This is a genomic window from Enterobacter sp. LU1, from assembly GCF_008271405.2.
In the GTDB taxonomy this organism is placed as follows: domain Bacteria; phylum Pseudomonadota; class Gammaproteobacteria; order Enterobacterales; family Enterobacteriaceae; genus Enterobacter; species Enterobacter hormaechei_C.
Genome location: NZ_CP043438.2, coordinates 746,325 through 759,302, shown reverse-complemented (window position 1 = coordinate 759,302; position 12,978 = coordinate 746,325). Strand labels below are relative to the sequence as shown.

General features: G+C 53.1%; 11 protein-coding genes. 4 read left to right on the top strand and 7 right to left on the bottom strand.

Translation table 11 applies throughout. From position 1 onward, the window contains the following. The 5 genes from mraZ to leuO form a co-directional block, all read right to left on the bottom strand. On the bottom strand, positions 1 to 459 hold the full coding sequence (gene mraZ, locus FZF21_RS03605) for a division/cell wall cluster transcriptional repressor MraZ (RefSeq protein WP_149121070.1): 459 nt from the start codon (positions 457 to 459) through the stop codon (positions 1 to 3). Positions 460 to 1,050: 591 nt separating this feature from the next. Then, positions 1,051 to 2,055, bottom strand: a complete 1,005-nt coding sequence (gene cra / locus FZF21_RS03600) for a catabolite repressor/activator (protein ID WP_003856369.1) — start codon at positions 2,053 to 2,055, stop codon at positions 1,051 to 1,053. Positions 2,056 to 2,234: 179 nt separating this feature from the next. Beyond that, positions 2,235 to 2,726, bottom strand: a complete 492-nt coding sequence (gene ilvN / locus FZF21_RS03595; protein WP_003856371.1) for an acetolactate synthase small subunit — start codon at positions 2,724 to 2,726, stop codon at positions 2,235 to 2,237. 1 nt (position 2,727) lies between these two features. After that, the gene (ilvI, locus tag FZF21_RS03590; protein ID WP_015572665.1) at positions 2,728 to 4,452 is read right to left on the bottom strand and encodes an acetolactate synthase 3 large subunit; all 1,725 of its coding nucleotides are present in this window, start codon (positions 4,450 to 4,452) and stop codon (positions 2,728 to 2,730) included. A gap of 376 nt (positions 4,453 to 4,828) precedes the next feature. Then, the gene (leuO, locus tag FZF21_RS03585) at positions 4,829 to 5,773 is read right to left on the bottom strand and encodes a transcriptional regulator LeuO (RefSeq protein ID WP_017383788.1); all 945 of its coding nucleotides are present in this window, start codon (positions 5,771 to 5,773) and stop codon (positions 4,829 to 4,831) included. Positions 5,774 to 6,579: 806 nt separating this feature from the next. On the opposite strand from leuO, the gene leuA reads away from it, so the two are divergent. From leuA to leuD, 4 genes are read left to right on the top strand one after another with little or no spacing between them, the layout of a single operon-like run. Beyond that, a complete protein-coding gene (gene leuA / locus FZF21_RS03575) occupies positions 6,580 to 8,151 on the top strand; it encodes a 2-isopropylmalate synthase (RefSeq protein ID WP_017383789.1) in 1,572 nt (523 codons plus the stop codon). Continuing rightward, a complete protein-coding gene (gene leuB, locus FZF21_RS03570; RefSeq protein ID WP_032652563.1) occupies positions 8,151 to 9,242 on the top strand; it encodes a 3-isopropylmalate dehydrogenase in 1,092 nt (363 codons plus the stop codon). Before leuA ends, leuB begins: the two co-directional genes overlap by 1 nt. A 2-nt stretch (positions 9,243 to 9,244) precedes the next feature. After that, positions 9,245 to 10,645, top strand: coding sequence for a 3-isopropylmalate dehydratase large subunit (gene leuC / locus FZF21_RS03565; RefSeq protein WP_003856382.1), 1,401 nt, complete (start codon positions 9,245 to 9,247; stop codon positions 10,643 to 10,645). Positions 10,646 to 10,655: 10 nt separating this feature from the next. Next, complete coding sequence (gene leuD / locus FZF21_RS03560) at positions 10,656 to 11,261, top strand: 3-isopropylmalate dehydratase small subunit (protein ID WP_023295915.1); 606 nt, start codon at positions 10,656 to 10,658, stop codon at positions 11,259 to 11,261. Positions 11,262 to 11,352: 91 nt separating this feature from the next. Here leuD and FZF21_RS03555 read toward each other — a convergent pair whose 3' ends face one another. After that, on the bottom strand, positions 11,353 to 11,505 hold the full coding sequence (locus FZF21_RS03555) for a Hok/Gef family protein (protein ID WP_010427008.1): 153 nt from the start codon (positions 11,503 to 11,505) through the stop codon (positions 11,353 to 11,355). 216 nt (positions 11,506 to 11,721) lie between these two features. Then, positions 11,722 to 12,900 (bottom strand): sugar efflux transporter, encoded by a 1,179-nt coding sequence (locus FZF21_RS03550; protein ID WP_015572661.1) that lies wholly within the window; start codon positions 12,898 to 12,900, stop codon positions 11,722 to 11,724. Positions 12,901 to 12,978: the final 78 nt, after the last annotated feature.

Sequence of the window (12,978 nt, the reverse complement as noted above, 5' to 3'; positions counted from 1 at the left end):
TTATAGAGACAAGTCCCGCAGCCGTTCCGATAATGTTGCGGAATCAGACTGCTCAGCGTCGATATCTTCCTTGACCTGTTGATACCAGGTCGTTTCGTCCCACAGTTCAAGCTTGTTGAACTGCCCGACCAGCATCACTTCTTTAGTCAGACCGGCATGTTGCCGCAACACAGGCGCAATCAATAATCGCCCGGCGCTATCCATCTGACATTCACTGGCATGTCCCAATAACAACCGCTGCACGCGGCGTTCTTGCGGGTTCATGCTCGACAGTTGCGACAGCTTTTGCTCAATGATTTCCCATTCAGGCAAAGGGTAAAGCAGCAGGCAGGGGGAGTTGATGTCAATGGTGCAAACCAGTTGACCCGAAGCGTTCTCAATCAGCTGGTCGCGGTATCGGGTTGGTACCGATAAACGCCCTTTGCTGTCGAGATTGACTAACGTTGCTCCACGGAACATGCCAGCCTCACCCCTCCTCACCACTTTAACCCACAAATTCCCACCTGAAGGAGTTTACGGAGCGAGGGAAAAGCTTGTCAAGCCAGGACTCTCTCTATACCGGCGCGAAAGCACCGTATTTACAGAGCAAGAGTGACCTGGCTAATAACTACACAACTGGCGAGGCAAAATTAACGTTATGAATATTTGTAAGAAAAAAACCGAATATGCACACGAGCGTTAAGACTCACTCAATATCATCGCAGGGAAATATAAAGTGTCAGTTTGCGACGCGGGCAGCATTTTAAGGCATATCGCCAGGGGATAACAGCACCAGATTAAACGCAAGGCAATATGGATTCGTTCGTGTACATTGAGGGCTGAAGGGGAGAGTAAAAAATGGCTGAATATTCATCGGCTGGCGGCTGTTTGTAACAAAACAATACAAAAGAATGCCCGTTAAAAATTATAATTGCGCTTTTTAACGCCAAAACGGATTCAGAAAAATAGCTGGCTACGAATCTTAGAGATAAATCCTAATTTTTATCCGGGAATTATTTCCCGCAATAAATGCGCCGCAAAAGGGGCAGTTTTACCGCCCCTGTGGAAATATTAATGGCGGCTCAGAATCCCGCGCCGATAGAGATTACGTTTGATACGCGTAAGCCCGGGTTTCGGTTTGCGAGGTTCATCCAGGCTTGCCAGAACAATCTCAAGCACGCGCTCGGCGACGTCGCGGTGACGCTGAGCCACGGCCAGCACCGGACATTGCAGGAAGTCGAGCAGTTCGTTATCGCCGAAGGTCGCAATCGCCAGATCGGATGGCAGCTTGCCATCGCGACGTAACGTCACGTCCATCACCCCCTGCAACAGGGCAAACGAGGTGGTAAACAACGCCTGCGGCATCGGGTGCGTTTCCAGCCATTTCTCGAACAGCTGAGCAGCCGCTTCGCGCTCATAGCTGTTGGCATACAGATAATGAACGTCACGCGGATCGTCTTTCCACGCCGTACGGAACCCTTGTTCACGCAGGAAGCTCACGGATAGTTCAGGCAAAGCGCCAAGATAGAGCACCGTTTCCGCCGGGAAGGTACGCAGCTCGGCAGCCAGCATTTCTGCATCGTCCTGATCGGCACCTACGACGCTGGTGAAATGTTCACGATCCAGAGCACGATCCAGCGCCACAATCGGGAATGGATCGTTCGCCCAGCGCTGATAGAAAGGATGCTCGGGTGGTAAAGAGGTCGACACGATGATGGCGTCAACCTGACGTTGCAGCAGATGCTCAATGCAGCGCATCTCGTTGTCGGGCTGATCCTCGGAGCAGGCAATCAACAGCTGATAGCCCCGCTGACGAGCCTGACGTTCAAGATAGTTGGCGATGCGGGTATAGCTGGTGTTTTCCAGATCCGGGATCACCAGGCCAATCGAGCGGGTGCGTCCGGCACGTAAACCTGCGGCGACAGCATTCGGATGGTAATTATGCTCACGAACGACTGCCATCACTTTCTCAACGGTCTTATCGCTGACACGATACTGCTTTGCTTTACCGTTAATCACATAGCTGGCCGTGGTTCTCGACACGCCGGCGAGCCGGGCGATTTCATCCAGTTTCACAATTGCCCCTCAAAAAAAGAAAAAAGTCCATGGCCCTGTCAAGGTTATGGTTAAATATTTTAACATCTAAACGCAGAATAGCTTTCACGGCAACCGCTTTTGTCCGCGTTGTCGGCGGATTACGCAAAAAAAAGCCCGGCTTTGGCTACCGGGCTGAAAGAGGCGAACCTTTTGCGCAACTAACGCATGATTTTATCGCCGCGCGAGAGGCCAACAACGCCAGAGCGCGCAACTTCAACAATTTTTGCCACATCCCTGACGGAGGCCAGGAACGCATCCAGCTTATCGCTCGTTCCGGCAAGCTGCACAGTATATATAGAAGGCGTGACGTCAATGATCTGCCCACGGAAAATATCCGTGTTACGCTTGACCTCTTCACGGCCATAACCGCTGGCCTGAATTTTCACCAGCATCACTTCACGTTCGACGTAAGCCCCCTGCCCCAGCTCGCTGACGCGCAACACGTCCACCAGCTTGTGCAATTGCTTTTCGATCTGCTCAAGCACTTTCGCATCGCCGACAGTCTGGATCGTCATGCGGGAGAGCGTTGGATCATCGGTCGGCGCAACGGTCAGGCTTTCAATGTTGTATCCGCGCTGCGCAAAAAGCCCAATGACGCGTGATAGTGCGCCCGACTCATTTTCCAGTAATACAGATAATATCCGGCGCATATCAGGTTCTCTCCGTTTTGCTTAACCACATTTCATCCATACCACCGCCACGGATATGCATCGGATAAACGTGCTCTGTGCCGTCGACGATGACGTCCATGAAGACGAGGCGATTGTTTTTAACGTGCTCAAGCGCTTCGCCGAGCTTCGCTTCCAGCTCTGACGGATCGGTTACCCGCATGCCAATATGACCATAGGCTTCAGCCAGACGGACAAAGTCCGGAAGTGACTTCATATAAGACTGAGAGTGACGGCCGGAATAAATCATATCCTGCCACTGCTTCACCATACCGAGGTAACCGTTATTCAGGTTAAGCACCAGCACTGGCAACTCATATTGCAGCGCAGTAGAAAGCTCCTGAATATTCATCTGTATACTGCCATCACCCGTTACGCAGATAACCGTTTCGTTCGGCAACGCCAGCTTCACCCCCAGCGCGGCGGGCAGACCAAAGCCCATCGTGCCAAGCCCGCCTGAGTTGATCCAGCGACGCGGTTTATCAAACGGGTAATACAACGCAGCGAACATCTGATGCTGGCCTACGTCAGAAGTGACATACGCCTCGCCTTTGGTCAGATGCCAGATCGTCTCGATCACCGCCTGCGGCTTGATGTTCTCACTCTGCGTGTCGTATTTAAGGCACTGACGGCCGCGCCATTGTTCGATTTGTTGCCACCAGTCACGGATCTCATCCAGCGGTTGAGAGGCGGTCTCCTGCGCCAGCAGTTCCAACATTTGATCCAGCACCTGTCGTGCGTCCCCCACGATGGGCACATCCGCCGGCACCGTTTTAGAGATAGAAGTAGGATCGATATCAATGTGTAGCACCGTCGCATTCGGACAGTATTTCGCCAGGTTATTGGTGGTGCGATCGTCAAAACGTACGCCGACGGCAAAAATCACATCAGAATGGTGCATCGTCATATTGGCTTCATAGGTGCCATGCATACCCAGCATGCCCAGCGCCTGACGGTGGGTAGCCGGGAATGCCCCCAGCCCCATCAGCGATGACGCGACAGGAAGGTTCAGCTTCTCAATCAGTTCGCGTAGTTGCGTTTCACAGGCTGCATTGACGGCGCCGCCCCCCACATAGACTACGGGCTTTTTCGCAGCCAGCAGCGTTTGCAGCGCACGCTTAATCTGGCCTTTGTGTCCTTGCGTCGTCGGATTATACGAACGCATGCTCACCGACTCAGGCCACAGGTAAGGCAGTTTATTCGCGGGATTGAGAATATCTTTTGGCAGATCGACAACCACTGGCCCAGGACGACCGCTGGCGGCCAGCCAGAAGGCTTTTTTCAGCACGCCCGGGATATCTTCCGTTTGCTTAACCAGAAAGCTGTGCTTCACCACGGGGCGTGAGATCCCCACCATGTCGCATTCCTGAAACGCATCATAGCCAATCAGTGACGTCGCCACCTGTCCGGAGAGAATGACCAGTGGAATAGAGTCCATATACGCAGTCGCAATGCCGGTGATGGCATTGGTCGCTCCCGGCCCCGAAGTGACCAGCACTACACCCACTTCGCCCGTGGCGCGGGCCAGGCCGTCAGCCATATGCACAGCAGCCTGTTCATGACGAACCAGAACATGATCAATACCGCCTACCGTGTGCAGCGCGTCATAAATATCGAGAACCGCGCCTCCGGGATAGCCGAACACTTGTTTCACGCCCTGATCGATAAGCGATCGGACGACCATTTCCGCGCCAGACAACATCTCCATGCTTTGCCTCCAGGCTTTTGTTATAGACGGTCAACAGAATTCATTTCCGCGCCGTCTTCTGACAGGATAAACCCATCTTATAATGTGCAGAGTGAGGGATACCTTAACCGCTCGTTATGAGGCAGGCAATTAGCAAACGGAATGCGGGAATGGGCAATAAAAGCAGAAAAAATAGCTGTCAGACACGAATATGGTGAATTCGTCTGGTATGAGGGGAGACGCTAATAATTCATCTCTTAAAAAGAGGATGGATCAGGAAATCATCTATTTTTAAGCCGCCCTGAGCGTCTGAAAAAATGCGCACAGAACAAAATATTGCCTGCATAAAAAATCACAGAATAAACCGCATGGCACCATGCGGTTTATTCACCCTGACTTATCGACGACAAATATTGATCAGCAACTCTTCCATCCACTGGTGCCCTTTATCCCGCCCCGCCGCTTCATGCCAGGAAAGATAACAGGTACGGCTATTCAGCTTGAGCGGCAGAGGTAAAATTTGCAGGCTCAGCGAATCGGAGAACTCTTCAGCAAGCCAGCGCGGTGCAATAGCGACTAGCTGCGTCTGAGAAACGACATTTAAAACGCTGACCATCGCCATCCCCTGATAGGCCACGCTGGCTTGTTTATCGGCAGTGTCATACCACGGCTGACTGAACGAAGCATATCTGTCCAGAGCAACAACGGCATGCTGCTCGCTGTAAACATCGCTTTCACGCAGCGGCGAATTCATGCGTGGATGTTTTTTGCTGGCGACTAACACCATTTCATCTTTAAACAACGGAACACAGGCAAACTCTGGACGGCGAAACTCTTCGTAGCCCAGAACGAACTCCGTTTCCTGATAACGAAGCTGGTGCTCAGTGTTTTGATTTAAAGATGATTTAAAAACAAGATGAATATTAGGAGCAATCTGTTCAACTTTATTATATATAACAGACGTCAAATAATTGTCTAACGGACTGCAAACACAGAGATGGAAAACCCGCTCACTGCTTAAAGGTTCAAACCCTGAGCCGGGAAGCTCATTTTGAACCAGCTGTAGCGCCTGACGAATCGAACCGAATAGCTGGAATGCACGCGCCGTGGGCTGGATACCTCTTCCATACCGGACGAATAACTCGTCGTTAAACATCACCTTAAGTCTGGCTACGGCATTACTCACGGCAGGTTGAGACATTCCCAGAGATTGCGCTGCTCGCGTAATATTCTGCTCCTGCATAACTGCATCAAATACAGTTAACAGGTTGAGATCCACTGTGCGTAACTGAGGCTTAACCCCATCATAAGGCTGTGGTTGGTTAATATTATTTTCTGGCATTTCTGACTCCACTGTCACGCTAAATTCCCTTTGCCAAAGTACAGTAATAACTTCGAAAAATATGATTTACCATGCATATACAACAAGCGAAAGGAAATTATTTAAAATTCAGAATATATAAAGAACCCTCATTCAAGAGATGGCATTAAGCATTCCCTGAATGAAGAGCTAAAAATCGTTCAAATGATATCTAAAACTTTAATGCAGGCATGAAACCATAAAGCTGGCAAATACACAATCACCGCCTTAGTTAATAATAACTTAAGTATTATTAAACTATGAAGAGCATACACCACGATTTCATTAACAAAATGATATCAATATTGATAACTTTCCCGCCCATGATTCATTCATAGAACTTATAACTCAATGAAATAAAACACATTCCATTTCACAGCACATCGGTAAAAATACTGTGTTCAATTGCTACCAATTATATTCAAATTATTCCAGAGATGAATCTCAAGTCCAATAATAGACAATTAAATCGGTTAACAGCGTAAAAACCAGCACAATTAGCTAATGTGTTTATCCTGCGCTGAGTGGCCGTTTTGCCTGAGAGGGGTTGACATGAGTCGGCGTATCCAGTACCACTAAAAGCATATCGCATTCATCTGGAGCACGATTCATGATTCGCACCCTTCGTTTCACCGGTCTACTACTACTAAACGCATCCACTGTGCGCGGTAGACTGGCGGGCGAAATTCAGCGTTGAATCGTCTTCAGTAAAACAAAAAACCCGCGCCACTGCGCGGGTTTTTTTATGCTCGTAGCAAGGCGCCCTAAGACTGACAAGGACCTAACCCATGAGCCAGCAAGTCGTTATTTTCGATACTACTTTACGTGACGGTGAACAGGCATTACAGGCGAGCCTGAGTGTTAAAGAAAAACTGCAAATTGCGCTGGCCCTCGAACGCATGGGTGTAGACGTAATGGAAGTCGGGTTTCCCGTCTCCTCGCCGGGTGATTTCGAGTCAGTACAGACCATCGCCCGCACCATCAAAAACAGCCGCGTGTGCGGTCTGGCTCGCTGCGTTGAGAAAGATATTGATGTGGCCGCGGAATCCCTGAAAGTTGCAGAAGCCTTCCGTATCCATACATTCATTGCCACCTCCCCCATGCACATTGCAACCAAGTTGCGCAGCACGCTGGATGAAGTGATCGAACGTGCGGTGTATATGGTTAAACGCGCGCGTAACTACACTGATGACGTCGAATTCTCCTGTGAAGATGCAGGCCGCACGCCGATTGACGATTTGGCCCGTGTAGTGGAAGCCGCGATTAATGCCGGAGCCAGAACCATCAACATCCCGGATACCGTCGGCTACACCATGCCGTTTGAGTTCTCTAACATCATCACCGGCCTGTACGACCGCGTACCTAATATTGATAAAGCCATCATCTCTGTTCACACCCACGATGATTTGGGTCTGGCTGTGGGCAATGCCATCGCTGCCGTCCACGCCGGCGCGCGTCAGGTAGAAGGGGCAATGAACGGCATTGGTGAACGCGCCGGCAACTGCTCGCTGGAAGAAGTGATCATGGCGATCAAGGTGCGCAAAGACATTATGAACGTACACACTCGCATCAATCACAACGAAATCTGGCGCACCAGCCAGACCGTGAGCCAGATTTGCAATATGCCGATCCCGGCGAACAAGGCGATTGTTGGTACTGGCGCGTTCGCTCACTCCTCCGGTATTCACCAGGATGGCGTGCTGAAGAACCGTGAAAACTACGAAATCATGACTCCGGAATCCATCGGTCTGAACCAGGTTCAGCTGAACCTGACCTCACGCTCTGGCCGCGCGGCGGTGAAACACCGTATGGAAGAGATGGGGTATCAGGACAGCGATTACAACATGGATCAGCTGTACGACGCATTCCTGAAACTGGCTGACAAGAAAGGCCAGGTCTTCGATTACGACCTGGAAGCGCTGGCATTCATCAACAAACAGCAGGAAGAGCCAGAACACTTCCGTCTGGACTACTTCACCGTTCAGTCAGGCTCAAGTGATATCGCTACCGCCTCCGTCAAGCTGGCCTGCGGCGATGAAATTAAAGCGGAAGCCGCCAACGGTAACGGCCCTGTGGATGCCATTTACCAGGCGATTAACCGCGTCACTGAGTACGACGTAGAGCTGGTGAAATACGACCTGACGGCAAAAGGGCACGGTAAAGACGCCCTGGGCCAGGTTGATATCGTCGTCAACTATAACGGTCGCCGCTTCCACGGTGTGGGTCTGGCGACAGATATCGTTGAATCCTCCGCGAAAGCGATGGTGCATGTCCTGAACAACATCTGGCGCGCCGCCGAAGTCGAAAAAGAGTTGCAACGCAAAGCTCAGAATAAAGAGAACAACAAGGAAACCGTGTGATGTCGAAGAATTACCATATTGCTGTGTTGCCGGGTGACGGTATTGGCCCGGAAGTGATGACACAGGCGCTGAAAGTACTGGAAGCCGTACGTTCGCGTTTTGCGATGAAAATTACCACCAGCCACTACGACGTGGGCGGTATTGCCATTGATAACCACGGTACTCCCCTGCCGAAAGGGACTGTAGAAGGCTGCGAGAATGCCGATGCCGTTCTGTTTGGATCCGTGGGTGGCCCTAAGTGGGAACACCTGCCGCCAGCAGAGCAGCCGGAGCGCGGCGCGCTGCTGCCGCTGCGTAAACACTTCAAACTGTTCAGCAACCTGCGTCCGGCGAAGCTGTACCCGGGGCTGGAAGAGTTTTGCCCGCTGCGCGCCGATATCGCCGCCAACGGTTTCGACATTCTCTGCGTGCGTGAGCTGACCGGCGGGATCTACTTCGGGCAGCCCAAAGGCCGCGAAGGCAGCGGTCAGCATGAGAAAGCGTTTGATACCGAGGTCTATCACCGTTTTGAAATTGAACGTATCGCTCATATCGCGTTTGAGTCAGCGCGCAAACGCCGCCGTAAAGTGACCTCTATTGATAAAGCGAACGTGCTCCAGTCGTCTATTTTGTGGCGCGAAATCGTCAGTGAAGTTGCTAAGCAGTACCCGGACGTTGCGCTGTCGCATATGTATATCGACAACGCAACGATGCAGCTGATTAAAGATCCGTCCCAGTTTGACGTGCTGCTGTGCTCCAACCTGTTCGGCGATATTCTCTCGGATGAATGCGCGATGATCACTGGCTCCATGGGCATGCTGCCCTCGGCCAGCCTGAACGAAGAAGGCTTTGGCCTGTACGAACCGGCGGGCGGCTCCGCGCCGGATATCGCAGGTAAAAACATCGCCAACCCGATTGCGCAGATCCTCTCCCTGGCTCTGCTGCTGCGCTACAGCCTGGATGCAGGCGATGCAGCAACCGCAATTGAAAACGCCATTAACCGGGCATTAGAAGAAGGCGTCCGTACCGGTGATTTAGCACGCGGCACGGCAGCAGTCAGTACCGATGAAATGGGCGATATCATTGCCCGCTATGTCGCTGAAGGGGTGTAATCATGGCTAAGACGTTATATGAGAAGTTGTTTGATGCGCACGTTGTTTACGAAGCACCAAACGAAACCCCACTGTTGTACATCGACCGTCATCTGGTACACGAAGTGACCTCTCCTCAGGCATTTGACGGCCTGCGCGCGCACAAGCGCCCGGTGCGTCAGCCGGGTAAAACCTTTGCCACGATGGATCACAACGTTTCCACCCAGACCAAAGACATCAATGCATCTGGCGAGATGGCACGTATCCAGATGCAGGAGCTGATTAAGAACTGTAACGAGTTTGGCGTGGAGCTGTACGATCTGAACCACCCCTATCAGGGTATCGTCCACGTAATGGGGCCTGAGCAGGGTATTACTCTGCCGGGCATGACCATCGTCTGCGGCGACTCCCACACCGCGACGCACGGCGCATTTGGCGCCCTGGCGTTCGGGATTGGGACCTCTGAAGTTGAACACGTTCTGGCGACGCAGACCCTGAAGCAGGGCCGCGCCAAAACCATGAAGATTGAAGTGAAGGGTAAAGCTGCGCCGGGTATCACCGCGAAAGATATCGTGCTGGCGATTATCGGCAAAACCGGCAGCGCAGGCGGCACCGGTCACGTCGTGGAATTCTGCGGCGACGCTATCCAGGCGCTGAGCATGGAAGGTCGTATGACCCTGTGCAACATGGCCATTGAGATGGGCGCCAAAGCAGGCCTGGTGGCCCCAGACGAAACCACCTTCAACTATGTGAAGGGGCGTCTGCATGCGCCGAAAGGTCAGAATTTTGACGACGCGGTAGCGTACTGGAAAACCCTGAAAACGGACGAGGGGGCAATTTTTGATACCGTTGTGACGTTACAGGCGGAAGAGATCGCCCCGCAGGTCACCTGGGGCACCAACCCGGGCCAGGTGATTTCCGTCAACGACAGCATTCCTGATCCGGCCTCCTTTGCCGATCCGGTCGAACGTGCCAGTGCGGAAAAAGCGCTGGCTTACATGGGGCTGAAACCCGGCGTACCGCTGACCGACGTGAGCATTGATAAAGTGTTCATCGGCTCCTGTACCAACTCCCGTATTGAAGATTTACGCGCAGCGGCAGAAATTGCTAAAGGCCGCAAAGTGGCGCCGGGCGTGCAGGCGCTGGTTGTGCCGGGCTCCGGGCCGGTGAAAGCCCAGGCGGAAGCGGAGGGTCTGGATAAGATCTTTATTGAAGCAGGCTTCGAGTGGCGCCTGCCGGGTTGCTCCATGTGTCTGGCCATGAACAACGACCGCCTGAATCCGGGCGAGCGCTGTGCCTCCACCAGCAACCGTAACTTTGAAGGCCGTCAGGGCCGCGGTGGGCGCACCCACCTGGTCAGCCCGGCAATGGCCGCCGCTGCGGCAGTCACCGGTCATTTCGCCGATATTCGCAGCCTGAAATAAGGAGACAATCATGGCAGAGAAATTTACCCAACATACGGGCCGGGTTGTCCCGCTGGACGCCGCTAACGTCGACACCGACGCGATCATTCCTAAGCAGTTTTTGCAGAAAGTGACGCGCACGGGTTTTGGTGCGCATCTGTTCAACGACTGGCGTTTCCTCGACGATAAAGGCGAAGTGCCCAACCCGGAGTTCGTCCTGAACTTTCCGGAATACAAAGGGGCATCCATTCTGCTGGCGCGGGAAAACTTCGGCTGCGGATCGTCGCGTGAACATGCGCCATGGGCATTGACCGACTACGGCTTTAAGGTGGTTATCGCCCCGAGCTTCGCGGATATCTTCTACGGTAACAGCTTCAACAACCAGCTGCTGCCGGTGACGCTGAGTGACGAACAGGTCGATGAACTGTTTGCGCTGGTGCAGGCGAATCCGGGGATTGCGTTTGAGGTGGATCTGGAAGCAGAAGTGGTGAAAGCCGGGGATAAGACCTACAGCTTCAGCATTGATGCGTTCCGCCGCCATTGCATGCTGAACGGTCTGGATAGCATTGGCCTGACGCTGCAACACGAAGAGGCTATCTCCGCCTACGAGAAAAAACAGCCAGCATTTATGGGCTAAAGGCAATGGCCCGCAGGGCGCGGGCCATTGATAAGGGTGCGTTGAGGCTCAACCACTCTGGAGAGGCGGGGAAAAACCCCCGCCAATACCGCTAACGTTTTGCTTCGTAAGCCAACACTGCTGCCAGCTCTGTTTTCTCCTGTCTGAAGTGCAGCTCACACAGCGAGTCGCGCACCATCCAGGTGAAGATCAACAGCGTCGTACAGATCAGAAACAAACCTAACAGCAGAGTACGTTTTGGCATTCCAGCCTCCTTATTGCTTTTCGGCAATGAAGAGACTAACCTCGCAATGTGGGTTGTGAAGTTAATCTCCCCATCAGTTTTTTGATGTGGGACTCTCCACTGTTTGCCTCTTGCGAAAGCCTGAGGCAAACAGCCTCAAGCACCCGTCACGCACTCTATGCGCCTTCTCTGTGCCTGTCAGAAAGTCGTTTCATTTCGTGAAGCCGCCTTCCAGAATCAAACGTCTTTTACCCGGCAAGTCAGCATCAGCGTGACAAGCGAAATCGCTGCGATCACCCAGTACACGGATGCATGCCCATAGCTTTGCGACAGCGCCCCCTGAATTACCCCTGCCAGAATCACGCCGGTAGAGATACTGTTGGTAAACAGCGTGGTCGCGGAGCCTGCGCGCCCCGGCATTAAATCCTGGAACCAGAGCATGCCTATCCCGGCAACGATGCCGATAAATACCGCGTTAAACAGCTGTAACGCCAGCAAAGCTTCACGCGAATGGAACAGGATCAGCCCCGCGTAGAACAGTACCCCGGCCGCCACGGCGACGACCATCATCCGACGCTTTCCGAAACGTTTGACGTAGTAACCCGCCAGAATCATCGCCGGGATCTCCAGCCCGGCAGCGGTGCCCATCAGAATACCCGCCAGCTTGTCGGGCAGTCCCAGATCGCTGCTGATCCACAGCGGCATATCAATAATGTACATGGTGTTGCATGTCCACATCAGCGTGGAGGCGATAAACAACATGCGGACGTTTTTATCCTGCCAGCCGCTCACCTGCGTGATGGGCTTGTCCGTCACCTGCTCTACGCGCGCCACCGATGGCAGCGCAAAGGCTATCAGCGCCAGGCTGATGACAAAAATCCCCGCCGCGATGGAAAACATGGTGGTGAAGCCGTAGTTCAGCGCCAGCATAAACGCCAGCGGCGGACCGATGACCCACGCGAGAGAGAGCTGTGCACGCATCACCGAGCTGAACATCACCACTTCCCTCGCCGAGCTGTCGGCGTACTCCCGGGCCAGGGCGAACAGTTGCGGCATCGCGGTGTTCGCCAGAGAGGCCAGCAGCACGCCGCAGGTAATGAGCGTCAGGTAATGGCGGTTGAAGGCAAACAGCAGCGCGTTGCCCACGGCCATGGCGCAACAAAAGAGGATCAGCTTACGGCGATCGCCCTGGCTGTCGGATCGTTTCGCCAGCCACAGGCTGACGAGGATCCCGGCAATGGCGTTGACGGTGTAGAACAGACCCACCCAAAACGGCTGCGCCCCCACCTCGCGGCTGAGAAACAGGCTCAACGTCGGCGCCTGTAGCGCGCCGGCCACGCCCATCATGAAGGCCACCAGCATAAAAGCGGCGTACACGCCATTCAGGCGTCGCCCCATCGTCATCAACCAGAGCATGCGCAAGTCCTTATGAAAGTGAATCGAAATTGGGTGAAATAGTAAACGAAAAAAGCCAGCAAAAAACATTTTGCTGGC